This window comes from Gloeocapsopsis sp. IPPAS B-1203 (assembly GCF_002749975.1).
Classification (GTDB): Bacteria; Cyanobacteriota; Cyanobacteriia; order Cyanobacteriales; family Chroococcidiopsidaceae; genus Gloeocapsopsis.
On sequence record NZ_PEIG01000022.1, the window covers coordinates 37,833 to 60,639 of the forward strand.

Annotated in this window: 16 protein-coding genes and 1 pseudogene; 6 read left to right on the forward strand and 11 right to left on the reverse strand. The window is 41.1% G+C overall.

The genetic code is table 11. The features are described from left to right. Position 1: 1 nt before the first annotated feature. Positions 2-1,069, reverse strand: a complete 1,068-nt coding sequence (gene hrcA / locus CSQ79_RS25410) for a heat-inducible transcriptional repressor HrcA (protein ID WP_099703899.1) — start codon at positions 1,067-1,069, stop codon at positions 2-4. A 327-nt stretch (positions 1,070-1,396) separates the two neighbouring features. Then, positions 1,397-1,756 carry a rhodanese-like domain-containing protein gene (locus tag CSQ79_RS25415; protein ID WP_099703900.1) on the reverse strand — a complete coding sequence of 120 codons (360 nt, stop codon included), beginning with the start codon at positions 1,754-1,756 and terminating at the stop codon, positions 1,397-1,399. Positions 1,757-1,912: 156 nt separating this feature from the next. On the opposite strand from CSQ79_RS25415, the gene CSQ79_RS25420 reads away from it, so the two are divergent. Further along, positions 1,913-3,634, forward strand: a complete 1,722-nt coding sequence (locus tag CSQ79_RS25420; RefSeq protein ID WP_099703901.1) for a DUF3352 domain-containing protein — start codon at positions 1,913-1,915, stop codon at positions 3,632-3,634. Positions 3,635-3,837: 203 nt separating this feature from the next. Here CSQ79_RS25420 and coaBC read toward each other — a convergent pair whose 3' ends face one another. The 5 genes from coaBC to CSQ79_RS25445 form a co-directional block, all read right to left on the reverse strand. Beyond that, positions 3,838-5,037, reverse strand: a complete 1,200-nt coding sequence (gene coaBC / locus CSQ79_RS25425; RefSeq protein WP_099703902.1) for a bifunctional phosphopantothenoylcysteine decarboxylase/phosphopantothenate--cysteine ligase CoaBC — start codon at positions 5,035-5,037, stop codon at positions 3,838-3,840. An 80-nt stretch (positions 5,038-5,117) separates the two neighbouring features. Continuing rightward, positions 5,118-5,333 carry a protein IsiD gene (isiD, locus tag CSQ79_RS25430; protein WP_099703903.1) on the reverse strand — a complete coding sequence of 72 codons (216 nt, stop codon included), beginning with the start codon at positions 5,331-5,333 and terminating at the stop codon, positions 5,118-5,120. A 131-nt stretch (positions 5,334-5,464) separates the two neighbouring features. After that, positions 5,465-6,067, reverse strand: coding sequence for an alpha/beta hydrolase (locus CSQ79_RS25435; protein WP_099703904.1), 603 nt, complete (start codon positions 6,065-6,067; stop codon positions 5,465-5,467). A 102-nt stretch (positions 6,068-6,169) separates the two neighbouring features. Next, positions 6,170-9,166 (reverse strand): L-glutamate gamma-semialdehyde dehydrogenase, encoded by a 2,997-nt coding sequence (gene pruA, locus CSQ79_RS25440; protein WP_099703905.1) that lies wholly within the window; start codon positions 9,164-9,166, stop codon positions 6,170-6,172. Positions 9,167-9,365: 199 nt separating this feature from the next. Continuing rightward, a complete protein-coding gene (locus tag CSQ79_RS25445; protein WP_099703906.1) occupies positions 9,366-9,971 on the reverse strand; it encodes a restriction endonuclease subunit R in 606 nt (201 codons plus the stop codon). Positions 9,972-10,341: 370 nt separating this feature from the next. On the opposite strand from CSQ79_RS25445, the gene smc reads away from it, so the two are divergent. Together smc and CSQ79_RS25455 are read left to right on the forward strand one after the other, a co-directional pair. Continuing rightward, on the forward strand, positions 10,342-13,950 hold the full coding sequence (gene smc / locus CSQ79_RS25450; RefSeq protein WP_099703907.1) for a chromosome segregation protein SMC: 3,609 nt from the start codon (positions 10,342-10,344) through the stop codon (positions 13,948-13,950). Between the two features lie 63 nt (positions 13,951-14,013). Next, on the forward strand, positions 14,014-15,009 hold the full coding sequence (locus CSQ79_RS25455) for a PRC-barrel domain-containing protein (RefSeq protein WP_099703908.1): 996 nt from the start codon (positions 14,014-14,016) through the stop codon (positions 15,007-15,009). Positions 15,010-15,301: 292 nt separating this feature from the next. Here CSQ79_RS25455 and CSQ79_RS25460 read toward each other — a convergent pair whose 3' ends face one another. After that, positions 15,302-15,526, reverse strand: coding sequence for a type II toxin-antitoxin system HicB family antitoxin (locus CSQ79_RS25460; RefSeq protein ID WP_099703909.1), 225 nt, complete (start codon positions 15,524-15,526; stop codon positions 15,302-15,304). A 64-nt stretch (positions 15,527-15,590) separates the two neighbouring features. After that, positions 15,591-16,841: pseudogene (locus CSQ79_RS25465) on the reverse strand (N-6 DNA methylase); the annotation flags it as partial. 708 nt (positions 16,842-17,549) lie between these two features. Here CSQ79_RS25465 and apcD point away from each other — a divergent pair. Continuing rightward, on the forward strand, positions 17,550-18,026 hold the full coding sequence (apcD, locus tag CSQ79_RS25470; RefSeq protein WP_099703910.1) for an allophycocyanin subunit alpha-B: 477 nt from the start codon (positions 17,550-17,552) through the stop codon (positions 18,024-18,026). A gap of 97 nt (positions 18,027-18,123) precedes the next feature. Further along, entirely contained in the window at positions 18,124-18,609 is a 486-nt protein-coding gene (locus CSQ79_RS25475) for a bilin-binding protein (RefSeq protein WP_099703911.1), read from the forward strand. 273 nt (positions 18,610-18,882) lie between these two features. On the opposite strand, the gene CSQ79_RS25480 is transcribed toward CSQ79_RS25475, so the two are convergent. Further along, positions 18,883-20,265, reverse strand: a complete 1,383-nt coding sequence (locus CSQ79_RS25480; RefSeq protein ID WP_099703912.1) for a chlorophyll A-B-binding protein — start codon at positions 20,263-20,265, stop codon at positions 18,883-18,885. 219 nt (positions 20,266-20,484) lie between these two features. Beyond that, positions 20,485-21,942 carry a D-alanyl-D-alanine carboxypeptidase/D-alanyl-D-alanine endopeptidase gene (gene dacB / locus CSQ79_RS25485; RefSeq protein WP_099703913.1) on the reverse strand — a complete coding sequence of 486 codons (1,458 nt, stop codon included), beginning with the start codon at positions 21,940-21,942 and terminating at the stop codon, positions 20,485-20,487. A gap of 173 nt (positions 21,943-22,115) precedes the next feature. Here dacB and CSQ79_RS25490 point away from each other — a divergent pair, with 173 nt between their 5' ends. Then, positions 22,116-22,802, forward strand: coding sequence for a hypothetical protein (locus tag CSQ79_RS25490; RefSeq protein WP_099703914.1), 687 nt, complete (start codon positions 22,116-22,118; stop codon positions 22,800-22,802). Positions 22,803-22,807: the final 5 nt, after the last annotated feature.

A 22,807-nucleotide genomic window follows, 5' to 3' on the forward strand; every position in this document is an offset into this window, starting at 1 on the left:
ATTATTTTAAGGCTTCAGAGAGGTAATCAGCAGCAGCTTCGACAACAGCGATCGCTGTTTCATAATCCATGCGAGTTGGTCCTAACACGCCTACACTACCTACAGGAACTGTTCCACGCCGATACGTTGATGAAATTAAGGTGCAAGTCCGAATCGGTTGCAGAGGATTCTCTGAACCAATGCGCACGCTGACGCGATGCTTGCTATATTCTCCTTCAGGTTCCTCGAAAATCAAAGGCCAGAGTTGATCTTGCTCTTCTTCTAGCAAATGAATGATGGTTTGGACTTGCTGTAGTTCGGCAAATTCTGGTTGACGCAACACTTCGGAAACGCCGCGAATCATAATTTGCGTTCCTGATACTTGGCGGCGACTGAGTTCTCCTAAGAAGCTTTTAAGAACATCGCCATAGCGCTGAAATTCGCGATCTAATTGATTCCAACTTAAAGTGGCTATTTCACAGAGCGATCGCCCCCGCAATTGAGCGTTCAAAAAGTTAGATAATATCTGTAGTTCTCGTTCAACAACTTCTGAATCAAGTGGCGTTTGCTCTTGAGTAACAGGCAGATCCATTAATGTCGAATGTGTCTCATAGGCATCGGTAACAACTATCAGCATCGCCTTGCCTGGTTCTAACTGTACTAGCTGGAGATGCCGCAGTCGCGTTGTGTTAGTTTGTGGCATTGTAATTAGCGTGATGCAGCCACTGACTGTAGAGAGAATTTGTGCTGCCCCTTGTAACAAAGCTTCGATACTCCAGTCTTCCCACTTCAGCCGCTCGTGAAAAACTTGCTCGACCTGCTTTGCTAAAATTTCTGATGGAGAGATGAGTTGGTCTACATAAATTCGGTAGCCAGAATCTGAAGGAACTCTTCCGGCAGAAGTGTGGGGTTGGTAAAGCAATCCTGCTTTTTCTAGAACACCCATCGTGTTACGAATTGTTGCTGAGCTAACACCAAGGTTGTACTCTTCTACCAATGCTCTAGAGCCAACTGGTTCTGCAGTAGCAATGTAGTGGCGTACTGTTGCCCAAAGAATGTGCTGTTGCCGAGCATTAAGCTGCACTTGCATAGCTGATTGAAACACGAAGATATTGAGTAAGTTTAAAAAAGTTAGCGATTAGATAGTGAATTATTAATTTATTTAATATAAGATAACAAATCTCCCTACGAGTGGAAATCAGTAACAAGATGTATTTCACTTCGTGCCTTTGAGTGCTGAAAGTCAATTTTCGAGAATTTGAACATCGGCACAGACAGTAGTGTATATGTAGTAACGCTCACTGAGTTTTGAGATTAATATCTCATTTACTCAAGTTAAACTAAAAATCGTATTCTACCTTACTTAATCCCAGTTGCAGCAGTAGCAAGCAATACTATTGCCAGCAGCGATCGCGGCTTAATAGCGAGGAATTGTCGAATCAACTGCCAAAGAGTACGCATCAATCCCGCCAGCAATATTTTTCACATTTGTAAATCCTTGCTGCTGTAACCATTGACACATTTGAGCAGAACGGATGCCATGATGACACATGACGAGTGTTTCTACATGAGGGTCAAATCGAACAAGTATAGTATCAGCCCAGCGGGCAAATTGACTTAAAGGTAAGACATCAAAGTTAGCAATCGATGCGATCGCCACTTCCTCTGATTCGCGGACATCGATCAACTGTAATGCTGGCATTGGTTGGGTGCGCAAGCGTTGATCGAGTTCTTCGACGCTGATTTGCTCAATTGAATGACTAAAATGTGGTGTCATACGCTATTTTTTCCAGCATCACAAGCATGTTTTGCGGAGGTTTTAGTCCCTAAGCCAGAAAATATCCGGTTTTTAGAGTATTAAACTAAGTTTTAGCATGATTTGAATTTCAGTCAAAAGCTAATAAGTATCCCTTTGTGCGGTCTGGGGTAAAACATGATGAAGCGACGCCCATTCTTTTATTTTTTAGCAGTCAGTATAGTGGTGCTGTTATTGACAGGTATCGGTGGCTGTTACTGGTTAGTACGAGGAAGTCCGTTAACGTTATTACAAGGTGGAACGCAAGCAACACCTGAAGCAGCGATTTTTGTGCCAAAACAAGCACCTGTGATGGTGTCAATTTTAGTCAATCCAGACCGCTTGGAGAAATTGCGCCAAGCAATAGCCCGCCCTAAAGAACGACGGCGATCGCGTTTGGAGTTAGACCAAATTAAAACAACATTGCTGGCTAACACTGGCTTAGATTACCGCCGCGATGTTCAACCTTGGTTAGGCGATGAAATTACAGCTGCGGTGACAACCAGCGACTATGACAGAGATCAGTATAACGGTCAACAGCCAGGATATCTGATGGCACTTGCGACCAAAGATGCCGAAAAAAGCCGCGAATTTTTACAGCTTGTCTTTTCCAAACAAGCGATCGCACCAACTGATTTAGAATTTGAAGACTATAAAGGTGTGAATTTGGTTTATCACAAACCTCATGCACAGGGAGAGAGCTTACAGCCATCAACCCGTATCCTTTCAGGTGCTGTAGTCGGCGATCGCTTTGTGCTACTTGCCAATCACCCTCGGGTGATTAAAGATGCCATTAATAATGTTCAGGCTCCGGATCTCAACTTAACAACATCAAGTCGTTATCAGCAAGCTTTAAGTCAGTTACCACCTCGGCGACTGGGTTTAGCTTTTCTCAATCTTCCTGGGGTAATTTCATGGCAAGGATTAGACACTGCCCAAACTTATGAAAGCCAAATTATTGCGTTAGAAGCAAACCGTAAAGGACTATTAACCGAAACAACACTTCTTGCTGCATCACCTCAAGAAGTTGCTTCTACACCAGAGTTGAGAGAACCTGTTGGTGCTTTAAAGTACGTTCCCGCAACAAGCGGCTTGGCGATCGCTGGAACTGATTTGAGTAACTTAAACAACACGGCACTCAGCCAACTATGGAAACAAGTTGCACAAATATCAACTTCTGGCTACGATGCAATTTCACGTTTGATTAACCAACCATTAGCGAACCTACAGCAACGCTGGGGTATCAATTTAGAAGAAGATATTTTTAGTTGGGTGCAAGGAGAATATGCGATCGCACTTTTACCTCACGCCGATACATCAACTTCAGATTGGATTTTTGTGACTGAAAAATCTCCAGCTGCAACTGAAGGTATTTCGCGATTAGATATGCTGGCACGACAACGCGGATATGATATCACCACACTGCCACTAGGAGAGCAAAAAATTGCGGCTTGGACACAACTGACAACAGCTCCATTAGCAAAAGCAAACTCTGAAGCAGGCGCAATTACAATCAAAGCAAAAGTACTGGGTGTTCATGGCTCAACAGATAAATATGAAATTTTGACGACTTCGGTAGATGCTATGGATGCAGTATTTAAAGCCGATCAAGCTGGTTCGTTGCTCAATGATGCGAAATTTCAAGCTAGTATTGAAGCCATACCACAGCCGAATGCAGGTTATGTGTATCTTGATTGGACAATGACTCAATCACTGCTAGAACGTCAGTTACCCGCACTGAAGCTCGTGGAAGTCATCGCTAAACCTTTGTTTGATAATTTGCGATCGCTGACTGTCAGTAGTTACGGTAGTGAACCAGGATTACTCAAAGGTGGTGTATTTTTCCGCTTGAATGAGTAGTATAGGAAAGCTTAAAGGACGCGCTAGCTTGGCGAATAAATTCGCTCCTAAATAAACTAAGTCCAGATGGTGCGTGGACTTACTCATAAAACTCTTATTTTAGTGTGCGCTCGTCAACTTCGTTTGGGTAGCCCCGACTTTAGTCGCAGGGCTTTTACGATTCATGCAGAGGTTTATTGTAGGATCAAACTTGCGATCGCAATTTACAAACCACTGACAAAATCAAATAACTGATGAGCAAGTTGTAGTTTACTACATTGAGAAACTTCTATTTGGCGTCCTTGAGCGTCTAAAAACACTGCTGAGTTAAAATCACTGCCAAAACCAACATTAGGCTGATCAATCGGATTTGCTACAATCGCATCCAGTTTCTTTTGCTGTAATTTTTGCCGTGCAGGAGTGACAATATCTCCAGTTTGCGCGGCAAAACCAATTAGGCGTTGGTGGGATTGTTTGCGGTGTCCCAGTTCTGCCACAATGTCGGGGACGGGTGCTAAGAGTAAATGTTCTGGAAGCGATCGCTTTGGTAATTTGTCTTGACTGTATTCTGCTGGTTTTACATCAGCCACAGCGGCGGACATTACCGTTAAATCAGCATCAGCAAAGTTTTCCAGCATCGCTTGCTGCATTTGCTCGGCATTGACAACTGCGATCGCTCGAATTCCTTGCGGTACACTCCACTCAATCGGTGCGTGAACTAAAGTTACAATTGCCCCGCGATGTTGTGCTGCTTGCGCTAAAGCTAACCCCATTTTCCCTGTCGAGGGATTACCGATAAACCGCACCGGATCTAAATATTCGCGCGTTCCCCCTGCACTAATTAATACACGTTTGCCAAATAAGTCGCGCTTGCCAGATGTATAAAGTAAAGATTGAACTCCAGTGATAATTTCTGCTGGTTCTGCCATTCGTCCTGCACCAACGCGATCGCACGCGAGCAAACCATAACCAGGTGCTAATGCATGAAACCTTGAATTTGTCAATAGTTGTTGCCAATTGCGTTGTACGGCAACTTGCTGCCACATTTGGGTATTCATCGCTGGTGCGAGTAGCACCGGACATTGAGACGCAAGTACTGTATTTGTTAACAGATTGTCTGCAATACCGTAACTTAACTTAGAGAGCGTATTTGCTGTTAAGGGGGCAATTAAAAAAACATCTGCCCACTCACCGAGTTCAATGTGCAATGGACGGGGATGAGGTTGCCAAAAATCTGTATCTGTGTATGCTGGGTGACGCGATAGCGTAGCAATTGTTAACGGTGTAATAAACTGCTGTGCTGAATCTGTCAGAATCACCCGCACCTGCATTCCCGCCTTGAACAGCGTAGAAATGACTTCGCAAACTTTATAAGCTGCGATTCCCCCACCAATACCAATTAGTACACGCTGCGGTTGCTCCACGATCGCAATACTGCAAGTCTATTCCAAGAGTGATTATAGCTTTTCTGATTACTAGCCACTAACCACTAGCCACTTACTCCTCACGCTTCATCATACGGCTCTAAGTCTAATAAATAAATATACGGTTCAACTAACTCAGGGCGCTGAAAAGCGATCGCGCGGAGCAAATGCCAATCTTTTAAACCATCAAAGACATTCGTGTAGTCGTCTCGTTCTAGCCGTGTAGCTAGGTTTTCGACATCGGTAGCAGTGATAGTAGCAATATCCTGCTTTGATAGGCTCAAAGTTTCCCTCATTGACACACCTCCCTTGAGCAATTGAAACTGGTATCAGGTTCAGTATTTATGTCCAACCTCATTTATCTTACTAATTCAAGCTCGGTAGATGTATAAAACATCAGTAGCAACTGTAGAAATTTCGGATTAATTTAAGAAACTTGTTTACTTTCTCCAGATAATTTTGTCACAACAAAGTCGCGGATAACTGGAATCGCTTCTGGACGAATTTCATGCCCCATCTCAAATTCATGATACTGTACTGCCACACCCGACTGCATTAATTGCTCTCGCGCAGAGATAGCTGCACTTAAAGGGACAACATAATCTTGACGTCCATGTACGATTAAAACTGGAGGATGTGTAGCAGTTATTGATTTCAGGGGATGCAAATAGCCACTTAAACTAGTTAAGCCAGCCAAGGGTAATGTAAGTCCTACATCCAAAGTCATCGCCCCGCCTTGAGAAAATCCACTCAAAATCGTGTGAGATAAAGGAATACCAGTAGTACTTTCGAGTGACTGTAGCCACTCTATTAATGATTGACGACTTTCTGCTAGCCCCTGTCCTTGGTTTTCGTGTAGGTTATACCACATTCTTCCTGTAGAAACGTAGGGATGTGGGAAAGGTGCATTGGGAAACAAAAATTGGTAGTCAGGTAGGTTTAGTAGTTGCGATAGCGGGGCTAAATCTTGAGCATTCGCGCCCCAACCATGCAAAAAAACAATCACTCCCTTAGGTGGTTCCCCTGTCATTGGGGGAACTGTAATAACTTCTAAAGGCAGAACCGTACTCCTTAAATTAAACTTCTTAATCAGATCCTAGCGAACTAGCTGCACACTTTGAATTTAACAGTATTAATCGGCACCTTCAATCGGAGCAAAGCCCTGACGTTGAATGTTTTCAGTGATATGGCGGGGTTCAAGAAATTGTAATAGATAATCAGGTCCTCCGGCTTTAGAACCGACACCAGAGAGTTTAAAGCCACCAAAAGGTTGTCTAGCGACGATCGCACCTGTAATTGTGCGGTTGATATACAAGTTACCAACTTCAAATTCTTGCTGTGCTATTTCAATATGCGAAGGAGTCCGCGAGTAAATTCCTCCAGTTAAAGCGTAGTTTGTGCCATTAGCAACCCTGATCGCCTCGGCAAAATCTTTCACGCGTATGACAGCGACTACTGGACCAAAAATTTCCTCTTGAGCAATTGTTGCTGTGGGTGAAACTTCACTAAAAACAACAGGACCAATAAAATATCCGGTATCTGGTGCTGCAAGTTCGACTGCAACTTCAGCTTCGGCACGTCCTTTTTCAATATATTCTTTAATGCGTGCTTGGGCTGTCGCATCAATGACAGGACCTACTTGCGTACTCGGTAACTCTGCTGCACCAATATTTAGCGATCGCGTTGCTTCGGCGACTCTTTGAATAAAAATTTCATAAATCGGTTCAAGCACAATCACCCGCGAACACGCCGAACATTTTTGTCCGCTATAACCAAATGCTGATTGCACAACACCCGCAACAGCTTGATCTAGATCGGCACTTTCATCAACAATGATGGCATTTTTGCCACCCATCTCAGCAATCACGCGTTTTAAGTGCTTTTGCCCAGGTTTTAAAATTGCTGCATCAGCATAAATGCGACAACCGACTTCTTGCGAACCTGTAAATGCGATTAAGTGAGTATCAGGGTGATTGACAAAGTAAGCTCCAACTTGCGAACCTTTACCAGGAACGTACTGAAATACGCCTTTGGGAATTCCGGCATCAACTAAAATCTCTGCAATTTTGGCAGCTATTACTGAGGATGTTTCGGCAGGTTTGAGTAAAGTACAGTTACCACTGACTAAGGCTGCGACAGTCATTCCAGTTGCGATCGCTAAGGGAAAATTCCAAGGCGAAATGACTATTGCAATGCCTCGTGGTTGGTAGTGATAGCGGTTATTCTCTCCAGGGATATCGTAGTTAACTCCCTGATCTAACCGTTCCATTTCATCCGCATAATAACGGCAAAAGTCGATTGCTTCTGAAACTTCGGCATCTGCTTCGCGTACAGGTTTACCAACTTCTAACACAATCCAGCAGGATAACTCGGCGCGGCGTTGTTCCATCAAGTCAGCAGCTTTACGCAGGATGTTTGCGCGATCGCTTACCGGTGTCCGTTTCCATGCAGGAAATGCCGTTTTAGCAGCTTGCATTGCTTGTTCAGCTTGTTCCACCGATAGCAAGCCTACCTTACCAATCACTTCGCTAGGGTTAGCAGGATTGAGTGAATTAATGCTTTCTTGGGTGTTGACATACTCGCCATCGAGTAGCGGTAAGTAAGTTTTACCGAGTTGCTGACGTACTGCTGCAAATGCTTGTTGCGATCGCTCTGTTTGTTCCATTTTAGAAAAATCTACATCGGCGGCGTTGGGGAAGAGGGGTGAGGAGCGTAGGGCTTTGCCCTTCTCGGAGAGTGGGGCGTGGGGCGAGGGGTTAGAGGTTACTGGGGGGGCGATGAGTTCTTCTATGGGGCGTTCTTCCATGTTTTGACGCAGGAAGGAACTATTGGCTGTATTTTCAAGTAAGCGGCGAATCAGATACGCCATTCCTGGAAGTAATTCACCATAGGGACAATATACTCTGACGCGGTAGCCGCGATCTACCAGTGCTTTAGCAAGTTTATCTCCCATGCCGTAAAGAACTTGCATTTCAAAGCGACGACGAGGGATATTTAAAGTTTCTGCCATAGCAATTGCATGAGCTTGCGATCGCACATTATGACTGCCGATTGCTGAATAAATATATTCGTGATTTTCGAGTAATATTTGAGTTAATTTCTCAAAATTGACATCTGTTGCAGCTTTATCGTTAAATACTGGCTGTTCCCAATCTTTTTGAGCCGCTTTAATTGTTTCTTGATCCCAATACGCACCTTTGACTAAGCGCACTGTCAGTGGATAACCCCGCTGTTTTACCCAAGAAATTACATCATGAACATCTTGTTCGCTGTCACGCAGATAAGCTTGAATTGTAATCCCGATATCGGTACGAGTACGGAACTCGTCTTCGAGTAGGATGTTTTTGAGAATCGCCAGTGTAATATCTTTGTAAGCGTATTGCTCCATGTCAAAGTGAACTGCTACGCCTAATTCTGCCGCACGAAGCAAAAGAGTCCGAATGCGCGAACTCACTTTTGCTTCGCTACCTTGTGCATCTAAGGGATCGAACTGCGAGTAAAACGCGGTTAATTTGACGGAAACTTGAACTTTTGATATCGGTTGATTGTCAGCTTGATCGATTTGTGCTACTGGTGTCCAATTCTTGGCAGCTTCTGCTAGCTGTTCCATTAATTCTAAGTAGCGATCGAGATAGTACTGCGCCTCAACTTCAGTAATGACGGCTTCACCTAGAATATCAATCGTGAACGCCATTTTTTCTTTACGCAGGCGCTCAATTGTCTTGAGAACTTGTTTGATATTTTCTCCAGCAATGTACTTATGTGCCAGTGCCTCTACTGCTGTTGATACCGTCGTAGCCGCAACTTGTCCTGGCATGGAATCAGGAGAAGCAAAGTTGAGCATTCCTTTCAGTGCTGTGGGGAGTTCAACTGAGGGATCTCCGAGATACTCTTGTAAGTGGGCGGCAATTTCCGATTTACTGTGCAGTGCGGGTAAACAGTCAATGAAGCGAAATAACTGCACGCGCAACCCTGGATTACTCATTGCCCAGGCTAGAAGTTTATCATCCCAGCGCATTTGGTCGCGTAACCCAGCAAAGAACGAGCGATCGCGTGTCGCAGCTAGAAGTTGTCGGGCGATTTCCTGCGTTTTAGCTTCGTAATTGCTTTTTTCTACTTGTAATACCACTGGTAATAAACTCCTAGTCCCGACTGTCTCGTCGAAAATTCTTGATATCTTTATTTTCGCTTTTTCAGGTACTTATGTGCAGTTAATTATCGTTAACTTTCCAAGATTTTCCCTAATAATGGCGGCTAAAGAATACTGGTAAACCTATCGCTTAAGTGGCTACTGAAATGTGCTGAATTTTACAGATAGCTTTTAATACTTATAGTAACTGTAGCGATCGCTCAGCGTCGAGTAAATTTAATTCTGGTAAGAGTTGATACGTAGGGTGATTATCTTGTTGAAGATAGACAAATTGATAACGAAGTCCATTTGTTGTTAATCCCCACACAGATTTTCGTTTATCCAAGCTTTTGTGTGCATAAGCCAGTAGCTGAGGCAAACCTTCTAAAGCTTCAACACTACTATTTTTTGCTTCAATGACTAGTATCCAGAATAATGAACTTGCTTTTTGTACTGTATTATTAACAGCTAAAATGTCCATTCTTCCCTTAATTAAAGTATCTTCGTCTTCAATGAAGATATCTGCAATGTTTTCTTCTAATGTTATTTTGATCCTCGGTTGATAAAATCCTGATAACCAGAGTAGGGGAGAAAGAAATAAAAACTTTACTTGTCCCTCAGAAATCTTTGCTTCAGCATAATAGCTATCGAAATTATTGCGGATTTTATCTAGTTCTTGTTGTTCGTAGCTAGTTAATGTTTCTAATGATAATAAATCAGCAAAAGACTTATTAGGTTTGCGTTCGAGTTTTAAAATCTGGTAAACTTCTTTTAAAGAAAGGTTTCTTGCATCAAGTGTTATCATCACAATTGAATTCTTACAAAAGAATTTAATGCTATTGAGGAGGTATATTCTCTTTATATAGTAGCGCTATGCCAGTTTTGTTTGAGTTACAAGATTTTTTTGGGAAACTACTAAGTACGCGTTCCTCGTAGAGGCTGTCATTAGCCGCAGGCGTTAGGCTAGGATGCAAAGATAAAGATATAGAGAGAATCCTGTAAATAAAATATCGCTGTGTAGTAATGATTACTGCTTAAAGAAGGTATTAGTACGTGCAGCAGGATCAAATATGACAACTGTAGAGGAAATCATTTTCTTTTTAGCAAATCCATGCTAACCTGCTACGACATTACCCTGATACACTTGTACTTCAACGCTTAGCTAACCAGCGCCTATGGTTCATATCAAGCGCCTGGAATTATCGAACTTTAAATCTTTTGGTGGCACAACTCAAATCCCGCTGCTACCAGAGTTTACTGTTGTTTCTGGACCAAATGGTTCGGGTAAATCAAACATTTTAGATGCTTTATTGTTTGGCTTAGGACTTGCTAGTTCTAAGGGAATGCGGGCTGAACGTCTGCCAGATTTGGTCAACCACACGCAAGCAACTCGCGGACGTACTGTTGAAGCGAGTGTGACTGTTACTTTTGATTTGGAAGGTTTGGAAGAGAGGGATCAGGGAAATACAACACTGGAGAAGGGAAACCTTGATGAAGCAACGCCAGAAGATCGCGTTTTAGATGAACTCAGTGTCACTCGTAAGTTGCGCGTGACTCAACAGGGAACTTATACATCGACTTATTACATCAATGGCGAAGCTTGTACGCTGACTGAATTGCACGAACAATTGAATCGCTTGCGCATTTATCCTGAAGGTTACAATGTTGTCCTCCAAGGCGATGTGACTAGCATTATTTCAATGAACTCGCGCGAACGGCGAGAAATTATTGATGAACTTGCGGGTGTTGCCACATTTGACCGCAAAATTACGCAAGCAAAGGAAACTCTCGATCAAGTTAAAGATCGTGAAGAACGCTGTCAGATTGTTGAACAAGAATTAATTACCCAACGCGATCGCTTGTCGCAAGACCGGATCAAAGCAGAAAAATATCAACAACTGCGTACCGAATTACAACAAAAATCACAGTGGGAAGTAGTTCTAGTTTGGCGATCGCTCCAAAATCAACAAGAACACCTGGCAACTCAAATTCAAGCAGGCGATCGCACTTTAGCAGAACTCTTGCAACAACACGCTACGCTCACAATTGCAATTCAACAAGTAACAGCTGAGCTGGAGCAACTGAATCGTCAAGTAAAAGCTTTAGGCGAAGAGGAACTCTTAAAACTGCAATCGCATTTAGCAACCCAAGAAGCTGAGTATCGACAACTACAACGACAGTACGAAGAATACGTCCAAACAGATTTTAAAACTGAATGCAGTATACAACAAAAACAATCTGAGCTGCAAGAGTATGACAACAAACTTGAGCAACTGAACCAAGAACAAAATTCTAAAGCCGAGGCGATTGTTGCTTTACAAGCCGAACGCGATGCAGCACAACACCAACTAGAGCAAAGCCGAGAAGACGCAAATGCGATCGCCGACGCAGCAGATGTATGGGTACAACAGCAAACTACCCTAACCCGCGAAATCGAAGCACTATTACAAGCAACTGAACCGCAATCAAGAACGCAAGCTCAACTACGCGAACGCACAAACCAACTGCAACGACAATTGCAAGACCAAAAGCAAACTATTGACAAGATTGAACCAGAAATTGCAGTCAAACAACAGCAACTCGCAGCAGAAGAACAACAAGCGATCGCTTTAACAACTCAAGTAGAAACGTTAGCGCAATCATTGACAGCAGCCGAACAAGAATTGCAAATTCAACAAGATACCTTCAAGCGGCTACTTGCAGAACAACGAGACAAACAACGGCAATTAGACAAGTTAGAAGCACAAGCGCAAGCGTTACAAGAAACACAAGGTACAGGTGCTACAAAAGTTATCTTGCAATCAGGATTGAGTGGTGTGTGTGGTTTAGTCGCACAATTGGGTAGAGTTGAACCCCGCTACCAATTAGCATTAGAAACTGCTGCGGGAGCAAGATTAGGGCAATTAGTTGTCGAAGACGATGCAGTCGCCGCCACAGCAATTGAAATCCTCAAGCAAAAACGGGCGGGAAGGGCGACATTTTTACCACTGAATAAGATTCAACCTTTACGCTTTTCACCCACAACTGCGCTGCGTTATGCAGAGGGATTTGTCAATTACGCAATTGACTTGATTGAGTGCGATCGCCGCTATCGTGATGTCTTTGCTTATGTTTTTGGTAGTACCGTTGTTTTTACAACTTTAGAATCTGCGAGAAAACACTTAGGGCAATATCGTATTGTCACGCTAGAAGGAGAACTTCTAGAGACAAGTGGCGCAATGACAGGCGGTAGTATAAATCAACAACGTTCCGGTTTACACTTTGGTACGAGTGAAGCGACTGAATCTGATGAAGCAAAACAACTCACGCATCGCTTGCAAGAAATTGCGCTGATTTTAAAACGTTGTGAATCTAATATTGAAGCACTCACCGTCAAAACAAAACATCTATCACAAGAATTTACTGAAGTGCGTCAACAGTGCCGCGAACATCAGTTACGTGCAGAACAGCTACGTAAAGAAATTCAAGGATTAACTCAGCAACTGCAACAAACAGAGTCGCAATGGCGGCAAACTGAAGAACAGTTGAATAGTACGCGATCGCAACTCGAAGTTTTAGATGGCGAACTTCCTTCGCAAGAAGCGCAACTACAACAAAAACGACAACTATTAGCTGAATTAGAACAATCGCAAACTAACAGTCAATGGCAACAAATTCAGACAACGATTAAAAGTCAAGAACAACAACTACAAGAACGCTTGCAAGCTGTTCTCAAAGCCGAACAACGCCATACTGAATTAGTCAACGCTGCAATTCTCATCCAAGGAAAAATTACCGAATGTCAACAACGCATCCAAGAGTATCAACAACAGCAATCTTCTATTAGCAATCAGCAATCTTCTATTAGCACTCAAATCGATACTCTCGCAACACAAATTGCCCAAACCAAAGAAGCTTTACAGCAAATTGAAAACAAATTAGGTACGCAAAAGCAACTGCGCGATCGCACAGAAGCACAATTACGCGATCGCCAGCAACAACATCAACAACTAAAATGGCAACAGCAAAAACTTCAGGAAGAACAACAAACACGTCGGGAAGACTTAAAGCTATTGCAAGCACAAATTCACGAGCAAATGGCAGATTTACCCAATCCCTTGCCAGAAGTGCCTGATAAAGTTGATTTAGAACAACTCCAACGCGAAGTGCGATCGCTTACTAAACGCTTACAAGCATTAGAACCAGTTAATATGTTGGCCTTAGAAGAATACGAACGTACTACTGCCCGTTTAGAAGAATTAAGTCAAAAACTGCTAACTTTAGAAGCCGAACGTACCGAACTACTTTTGCGGATAGAAAACTTTACCACATTGCGCCAACGTGCTTTTAAAGAAGCCTTTGATGCGGTTAATCAAAACTTCCAAAGTATTTTTGCAACGCTTTCTGATGGTGATGGCTATTTACAACTCGATAATCCCGAAGATCCTTTTAATAGTGGGTTAAATCTTGTCGCCCACCCAAAGGGAAAACCTGTACAACGACTAGCTTCCATGTCTGGCGGAGAAAAATCACTCACTGCATTAAGCTTTATTTTTGCGCTACAACGCTATCGTCCATCGCCTTTCTATGCTTTTGATGAAGTTGATATGTTTCTCGATGGGGCAAATGTGGAACGATTAGCTAAAATGATAAAACAACAAGCACAACTTGCACAATTTATAGTTGTGAGTCTGCGTAGACCAATGATAGAATCTGCCGAACGTACAATTGGAGTCACTCAAGCCCGAGGAGCTTATACTCAAGTATTAGGAATAAAATTGCAACAGTCAAACACCTCGTCATGAGGATTTGCTAATAATAGTATTGATTAATTAACCGGATTCGAGATCAGGACTCGGCAAAAGAAAATGACCTCTGAACAGATTATAAGGCGTTCCGACATCTTGAACACCCAAGTGATCACCAAAGATAATGGTAAGCGGCTAGGTGTGATCAATCAGCTATGGGTGGATATTGACCGACGAGAGGTTGTAGCCATGGGCTTGCGAGACAACCTGATCGCGTTTGCCGGTGTGCCACGCTATATGTATCTTAATAGCGTCAACCAAATCGGTGATGTGGTCTTGGTCGATAACGAGGATGTTATTGAAGATATCGACGTTGATGTTTACAGCAACGTAGTCAACTGTGAAGTGATTACCGAGACAGGCGAACTCTTAGGTAGAGTCCGTAATTTCAAGTTTAATGCGGAAACAGGAACACTGACCTCACTCATTATTGCTTCTTTAGGTTTACCGCAAATTCCCGATCAGGTGATTAGTACTTACGAAATTTCGATAGATGAAGTTGTTAGTAGTGGTCCTAATCGAATTATTGTATTTGAAGGCGCAGAAGAACGGGTAACGCAGCTTACAGTAGGTTTACTTGAACGTTTGGGTATTGGCAAAGCCCCTTGGGAACGCGAAGAGGAAGAAGCTTACTTTACTCCGACTGCTAAACCAGAAAATCAACTAGGAACTGGCGTACCTTTACAAGCCCCAGTAAAGCCCATGCGTGCAACGCAGCCTGTTGAACAGACATGGGATGAAGACGATTACGAATACGAACCAATTCAACCTGCACCACGACAACAGCAGCGCTATCAACAACAGTACGAATCTATTCAGTACGCAGAGGAAGAATACGAGGATAACTGGAGTGAAGCATCAGGAAGCGATCGCTACTCTGAACCACCCCGCTACGTCGAACCCGAACCATACAAAGAACCAGACTCCAGTGATGATTATCGCTACGAAGACGACGAGGAGTTAACCCAAGATGTCTGGGAAGATACTGAACCAAAACCAGTAAACATTCCCAAGAAAATCAAGCAACCAGAATACGAAGAAGAAGATCGCTACTAAGTAGTCATTACCCTCCACCTCTAAAGTGGGGGGTTTTTGTTAATAAGTGTATAAAGTTATTTTCTATAGTCTAAGTAATATAAGCTTGAATGTTTGATTAGCAAGTTTCCTTTAATCAATAGCTTCGATAGCATCAAGAACTTATTTAACTATTTCAGGATGTAAGATATTGCCAGCGTGGAAAGGAACAACGACTCTATTATTATCTCTAAGATAAATTCTCTGATTGCCTTTACTTCTGATTAATACAAAACAGGCATTAAATAATAGTTTCGCCGTTAATCGCGGTAGTCTAGGCAACTTGAACCTCAAACGTCATCGTCGATATTTCTTTACTTAAAAGTGCTTCTCTCTCCTCACGTGATAGTGTTTCCAAATAAAGTTCAATTGCTTCTTGAATATTAGCAGTTACATCCTCAAAAGAATCTCCTTGAGATTGACAACCCTCTAAATTAGGACAATACGCATAATATCCGTGTTCATCTTTTTCAATCACAACACTGATTTTGTATGACATTATTATCTCCTGATCTCACTCATTGCGTACATTCGTTAACTATCCATCTTTTGAACTATTTCCATTTATTATCAAAAGATGTATGCTCAAGCGTATTAACAAAACAGAGATTATCAAACTCTTGATATTCACCCATTTTTTGCTTATAGGCAAACTCAATATTTAAGTTAGCAATATAATAGGGTAAAATTGCCACTTCATTGCAGTGGATTTCATTTTTATACTTGTACGGCAAAGTATTTTTAGGCAAATATTCAATTAATTCAGTAATAAAAGTACCTGTACCAGTTGCAGGATCTAAAATTTCAGCATTTTTATCTGCTAATAGTTTACCAAAGTGCTTATGTGTTAAATAATCGACACTCTCAATCATGAACCGCACAATCTCATTTGGAGTATAGACAATTCCTAATCTATCTGCTGCTTTAGGGTTATACGCTTTATAAAAATTCTCGTAAACTGCTTTGAGAAACTTTTGCTTTTCGTGATGATTGTAAATATTAGCAGCAGTTCGTCTAATGACTCCGTAATAACGTTCAATCGTACCTAAAATATTTCGACGATTACTTACTGTAAAAAATGTATCGATGACACGCTGTAACTTACAAGCAACATTATTTTCTCTATGAAACTGTGATTTATTGAATATATTGATAAAAATATCTTCTGTGAGAATGTACTAAATCATCATTTCTCGCACATCCAATAATGTAATCTCAGGATTAATAGATTCTTGACATATCTTCCAAAAATTATCTCTACATTTGCAAAACTCCGCATTCGTTTCTTGTTGCTGAGCAATCATATCTCTTAGAGTGACAAGAATTGTCGGCAAATCTTACTTGAATGTCTCAATAGCAGCGCGAAAATCTTTAACTTCAGGGCGAACGTAATTAATAAATGTTGTAATAGCACTATCTAACCCTTCCGCATCTCGCATGGGAACACGCATTGCTTCATTACCACTCTGAATTAAAACGGCTGTCTGGGAATCTTCAAACAGAAGGTTACTATCGGGATAACCTTTTGCCAGCTTTTTATCTATTGCTTGATCTAAATTGTCATATTGATCTTTACTTTCTCAATATCCCCAATCTAGACGTAAAGCATCTTTAACAGTACCATCAGGATAAACTACTTTACCATTCTTTGTTTTATAATCAAGTTCAGAAACTAATAAAAATTCTCTCGGTTTACACTACTCATTTAGTAAGTTTTGAAAAGCAGTTCTAATTGATGTTTCTTTGCGCGAACCGCTATACTGGATAAACTTATCAACTTCTGCATGATATTTATTAATTAACAATAATGATATTACTAGAAAAATATAATTTATAGTTATGTCAAAACTAACCTGTTAGAAGACAAAGCTTCTTCAGAAAAAATACGTTATTAAAAGTAGAGATCTTATATTGCGATCGCTTCTATTTCAAGATAACTACAAAAAGCAAATTTAATAATATAGCTAGTAAATTCCATAAATATACATGGTATTTATTTTCTGAAATGGGTATGTAATAAATGCCCGTATTCATACTTAAGCAACTTTGACTAGCTTACAGATATCTTTATAAAACCTTAATAGTAAATTTTCTGATATTGGCAATAAATAGAATAATTACGGTGAGATTTAAAGTTATTTTTTTTACCTTAGTGCTTCCGTATAAATTGGTATAGACAGCCGAGATGGCTATCATACATTTAATTCAATAGAATTGTAATTTGGTAACGTAGCTTACATAAATCAATTATCATTTATTAAGTCCGCAATTCTGATTTGGCATTTATATTTTAAACAAGTTGAAATGATAGCTTCACAGATAAATAAAAGCTTTTATTGTCTTTCATAAGATACAAAAATTTTAGCCTTATCGATAGATTAAACTCTATATTAAACCCAAGAAAATCTTATTTATTAAGTTATAAAATGCTTTATTAACTTGTGAGAATTTTTGCTGACTTTTCTAGAAATAACAGTTACAAAAAAGATAATTAAAGTTCTCAATTAGATGGAGGACAACAAATGAGCATAGTAGCACAAGTAATAGCTCAATCTGATGATGCTAATCGCTTTTTAAGTAATACTGAGCTAGACAAGCTACAAGACTTTTTCAGAACAGGAGAACAACGGCTAAAAGTTGCTCAAATCTTGACACAAAATGAACAAAAAATTGTGGAAGAAGGTAGCCGCCGCTTTTGGCAAGTAGTTCCGAATACACCAAGTAATAGCGGCGATCCTAAAAAGACAGCATTATGTCAAAGAGATCAAAGCTGGTATTTACGATTGATTAGCTACGCTGTCTTAGCAGGAAATATGAAGCCTCTGGAAGATATTGGCGTAGATGGCATGCGAGAAATGTATACTTCTTTAGGTGTTCCTGTCGGTAACATTGGCAATTGTATGCGCTGCCTCAAAGAAGTTGCCAGTAACATGATGAGTAGTGAAGAAGCTGCGATCGCCAAGCCTTATTTTGATTATCTGATTCGCGCAATGTATTAACTCTACTCCTGAAATTATAGGAGTCTTTTTTTACGCAATTCATTTTTTGAATCTCATTTCTGCAATCTTTTTACCAATTTAGTTTGAGAAAAAAGCAATGCAAGATACGATTACTTCGCTTATCAATCCTGCAGATCAACGCGGTAAATATCTGGAAACCGAGGAGTTGGAAAAACTTAGAAGATATTTCCAATCAGGTGAATTACGTGTCAAAGCTGCCTCTGCAATTAGTAACAATGCTGCTAATATTATCCGCGAATCTGTAGCAAATTCGTTACTGTACGGTGATATTACCTGTCCTGGTGGGAATATGTATCCTACTCGCCGTTACGCTGCTTGTATCCGCGATTTAACTCTCTTTCTACGTTATGCTACTTATGCGATGCTAGCTGCTGATCCTTCCATTTTGGATGAGCGAGTACTTGATGGACTGAAGGAAACTTACAATTCGTTAGGTGTTCCTATCCAACCAACCATACAAGCAATTCAAGCAATGAAGGAAGTAACAACTCGCATGGTTGGTACTGAAGCGGGTGGAGAAATTGGGATGTATTTCGATCACATCTGTAATGGTTTAAGTTAAACCGTTTGTTTCTTCCAGAATGTCTGAAGTTGTACAGATATAACCTAAATCCCCCAAGTGTGGGGGACTTTGATTTTGTAATCCTAAATCATTTGTGAGAATCTCTCCTTTTTTTCTTTGTGTACTACCCTGCGGGAAGGCTGCGCCAATGTGCTAGCCTACGCATACCGCTCCGCGTCTACGTTTTCCAAAAAATCTTACAACTCAAATAGGATCGCTATAGTAGGCAATCCCGATGGGAGATGGAATAGAATCCATCTCCCTATTTTTTATCTATTTGCCATACCTGAATGTTTTCTGTTGTGAACTCTTGCGAGGTTGGTAAGTTGTTTCGTAGAGTTTACGTGGCATTGAATGTGGATATTTTAAATTTGATTGTTCCTCAGTTGGAGTTTCATAAAATGGATTTGCGTGATTTTTGGGATAGTTAAAGTCGTAAAGAACTTTTTGATTTTGTTGTGAGTTGATCCGACTCAACTTACCATTCGCGTGTGAAGGATGATAAAGATTGTCATTTGCAGGTTGCTGATAAGCAAAAGTAGGTTTTTGCTCAATTATGGAAGTTTCGTAGAATGTATCTAAATTTGACTGCGGTTGGTAACTAAAGTGTTTTTGATACGCCAAGTTGGGATTGGGCAAAATTTCTGAGAAAGCATTTTTCCAAGATTCTAATACTGGTTCAAAGTAACTTGAAGCTAGTCCAAAATGCCAAAGAGAACCTTGAAGGACAACAAACGCAAGGTAGAAATAGGCGTTAGCTAACCAAATTCGCGATGTCGGTTCAGGATTGCCTGGAGTATAAAAGTGTGGTAGGAGAAATAAATTGAACTGCGATCGCACTCCGTAAAACTCTTCTGGATACACTAGTGTGTTAAATCCGCAATAAAACGCCCCAGCAAATCCCGCGATCGCTAACCCAAATAGCGAATACCCTAAAATAGCATTTCCAGAAAAGATAAAGCGCCGTTTTACCCAATCAAAAGGCTCTTGAGAAAGATGCCAAATTCCGCCTAGAATTAGCAGTAGACTTGCGTAGATATGACCGCCGACAACATCTTCTAAGTTATTTACAGCGAATAGATGAAGGATGCGATCGCCAATCACCAAGGGATTGAGTGTCGGATTTGTAACAACTCGCACTGCACCAACATTAGCATCGTACAAACCACCGAAAAACATTGCTTTAGCGGCAACAAGTAACGCACCTATTCCCAAGAAAATCAGGTGATTACCTAAAATAGCTCCCAATTTCTTAGGATCGTCCCAGCTAAAATGATAGCGACGTGCTGGTAGTTTCTCATCTTCTAAGCTTGGGGCGACTTTAGTTCGGTGAAACCAAGTACCAAATCCAAAAACTAGCGATGAGATGATTAATACAACAGCAATTCTAAAATAAGGTTGGGTATCAATCGCTTGATTATTTAATACACCCCATCCTTGAGTTGCTAAGCGAGGTAGAAAAAATAACCTTTGCCCATACATTGGTTGTGTCGGAGAATATCGCGCAATCTCCCATAAAACCAACGCACCAACACCAAAACATACTATTGCTGCGTGTGCAATATGTGCAACAAGAAATGTTCCTGACAAGTTAATAAATCGGGCATTTCCAGCCCACCAAGGATACTTGACCTTGTTTTTGCTGGATGTTTGCATCTTATTTAAAGCCTCAGTTTCAAAGGTTTCCTAGTCAATTACAAGAGCGTTCCGAGGAAATCCCACCTGACAAAACTGTTACAAACTTTGACCAAATAGTAAAAATCCTATTTAGTGTCATTATTATGAGCTATGAGAAATATCGCAATTGATTGCAGTATTTTGTAACCTTATGCAATTTTTTGTAATCTAAACAATTGGCTAAAAGCTAATCGCTATTCAACACTGCCGCAATCGAGTCAACAGTATCACAATCTCATCAATTGTTTGGCGAATTTCTGCTGCTGGTAAATTCGATTGATTCACAAGAATACTAAAAATCAATGGTTCATAACTAGTCGCATTGAGATATCCTGATAAAGTAACAATACCGCTCATTGAACCAGTTTTGGCTTGGAGAATGCCTTGCGCGGGGGTGTTCTGAAAGCGACTTTTCAAAGTACCACTGATTCCTGCAACTGGTAAGGAATTACGGTAGACAGTGGAACTCGCCATAACTCTTAATGTTTGCACTAAAGCTTCTGGACTCGCCAGATTATGACGCGACAATCCCGATCCATCTGCTAATACATAACTATTGGGATTGACACCTAATGTTGTTAAGGTATTGCTGACAATCTCTAAACCATTATGATCTGTAGAGTCGCTACTTGTTGCGATCGCCTCTGGCGCGGCGCTACGCGCAATTATTCTCAATAGTGCCTCAGCATAGAGATTATTACTATTCTGGTTTGTCTCAATTAAAAGTTGGGCTAGCGGTGGTGATGTGATTGCAGCGAGTTCCTGCGCATTTTCCTGACTCGAACGAGTGATAACTAATTGCTGAGTTGTAATCCCTGCATTTGCTAACGCAAGACGAAAACGCCGTAAAAAATGTGCTGTCGGTTCAACAACTGCTAAACTGACTGATTGCGGTTCAGCATCAACACTCAAGTTCCCTTTTATCTGAAGTACTGTACCTTTTAAGTCGCGGCTGACACTCGTTGTTGACGTTTCCTCTGCAGAAACTGTAACAGTCTCATTTTCAACGCGCCACCATACCGCTTCAGCAGGATCAGTCCATTGTATTCTTAAGGGTTGACCGATCTGTTGCGGCAATAATTTTAGCTCTACCGCATTTTGATTCAAAATAAAGTTACCAAATGGCGCACCATAATCTGCTTGAATATCTTCCCATTCCCAAGTAGGATTTACAACCGCACCCTGAAAGTAACTATCTTCTGCAATGAGTTGGTTAACTTGACGAATACCACGCCAACTTAACTGTTGAACTAATTCTTGTAGCTGAGTGTTGGTAAAACTAGGATCTCCGCGTCCGACTATCCGTAAATTGTCACTACTGCCATAAACTGAGGTACGAATTTGAAATTGCGAACCCAATCGCTGCAAAGCGGCTGCAGTTGTAAATAATTTGGTATTGGAAGCTGGAATGAAAAACTTTTGCGCATCTCGGCTATAGAGGTTTTGTGCAGAAGACAATGTTTGGATGGAAATGCCCCAGCGCAACCGACTAAATTGAGGACGATTAGTGATATTCTCAATCGCTGTCGCAACTTGTGCAGGGCAAAGCTGTTGGAGAGATTGCTGTTTAACTGCACTTTGTGTTTGGGCAATTGCAGATTTGATACCGAATTGAGCAAAAAATAGGAGTAATAAGCTAATATACTTAAGCTTCACGCGATCGCCATTACTGATAGTTGGACAAATTCATTTTGTGAGTATGCCACGAACCTGCAGCAATTTCTGCGATTTCTACATGAATAAATTAGAGTAAAGTTTGACGCGAAAACTGCTGCGATCGCAAAGTAGTAAAATTTTGTGTATTTCAGTAGCTGTAATTTGTAGCAATTATGGGAATACTACGACGAAATTACAAAAAACATCATACAGACACTCAATTGTATTCAAGAAGTTCAAATAGATTTTTATCAAAAGTTGCGATCGCACTTTCTACATTGGCAATGATCTTTAGTTCCCTGACACTCGCCCGAGTGTTTACGCTCCAACGCGAAGTAGAATCCTTGGAAGATTCGATGCGGCGATTAACCACTCTACCATCACCAGTTCCCCCTCCTAACTTACCTGATACAACAGATAGCAATATCTCAACACCGCCACCAGTTGTCGCACCGTATTCTACTACAGCACCGTCACCTACAAGGACACTACCACCAGGTCAGTTTGTACAGTCTGCTTTAAACAATCAAGGGCAAGTCGAATTATTACAAGTGAACCGAAGCCCTCATCAAGCTAATGTTGTCAATGTGCAAATACGCATCCGTGCGCTAAAACTTAATATTCCCATGTCAGAATACATTGACTTGAGTAATACAACAGCACGCAATCCGACAACAAATGAAACTTATAAAGCGATTAGTGGTGAATCAACAGGTATTGTATCTTTGGGTGCAATGCAAAGTGCTAATCAACCTGTGGTTGACGCTTATGTATGGTTACAAGTACCAACACAGATAGAAGTAATTGACATTTATATCCCTAACACTGAACCTTTTGAGCATGTACCAATTGCAAGTTAAACAGA

Excerpts from the sequence above, each read along its gene's own strand:
- CSQ79_RS25460 (WP_099703909.1), bottom strand. The coding sequence starts at position 15,526 with ATGTCATACAAAATCAGTGTTGTGATTGAAAAAGATGAACACGGATAT.
- CSQ79_RS25445 (WP_099703906.1), bottom strand. The coding sequence starts at position 9,971 with ATGATAACACTTGATGCAAGAAACCTTTCTTTAAAAGAAGTTTACCAG.
- CSQ79_RS25455 (WP_099703908.1), top strand. The coding sequence starts at position 14,014 with ATGACCTCTGAACAGATTATAAGGCGTTCCGACATCTTGAACACCCAA.
- smc (WP_099703907.1), top strand. The coding sequence starts at position 10,342 with ATGGTTCATATCAAGCGCCTGGAATTATCGAACTTTAAATCTTTTGGT.
- isiD (WP_099703903.1), bottom strand. The coding sequence starts at position 5,333 with ATGAGGGAAACTTTGAGCCTATCAAAGCAGGATATTGCTACTATCACT.
- CSQ79_RS25480 (WP_099703912.1), bottom strand. The coding sequence starts at position 20,265 with ATGCAAACATCCAGCAAAAACAAGGTCAAGTATCCTTGGTGGGCTGGA.
- hrcA (WP_099703899.1), bottom strand. The coding sequence starts at position 1,069 with ATGCAAGTGCAGCTTAATGCTCGGCAACAGCACATTCTTTGGGCAACA.
- CSQ79_RS25420 (WP_099703901.1), top strand. The coding sequence starts at position 1,913 with ATGATGAAGCGACGCCCATTCTTTTATTTTTTAGCAGTCAGTATAGTG.
- CSQ79_RS25490 (WP_099703914.1), top strand. The coding sequence starts at position 22,116 with ATGGGAATACTACGACGAAATTACAAAAAACATCATACAGACACTCAA.
- CSQ79_RS25415 (WP_099703900.1), bottom strand. The coding sequence starts at position 1,756 with ATGACACCACATTTTAGTCATTCAATTGAGCAAATCAGCGTCGAAGAA.
- CSQ79_RS25435 (WP_099703904.1), bottom strand. The coding sequence starts at position 6,067 with ATGACAGGGGAACCACCTAAGGGAGTGATTGTTTTTTTGCATGGTTGG.
- apcD (WP_099703910.1), top strand. The coding sequence starts at position 17,550 with ATGAGCATAGTAGCACAAGTAATAGCTCAATCTGATGATGCTAATCGC.
- CSQ79_RS25475 (WP_099703911.1), top strand. The coding sequence starts at position 18,124 with ATGCAAGATACGATTACTTCGCTTATCAATCCTGCAGATCAACGCGGT.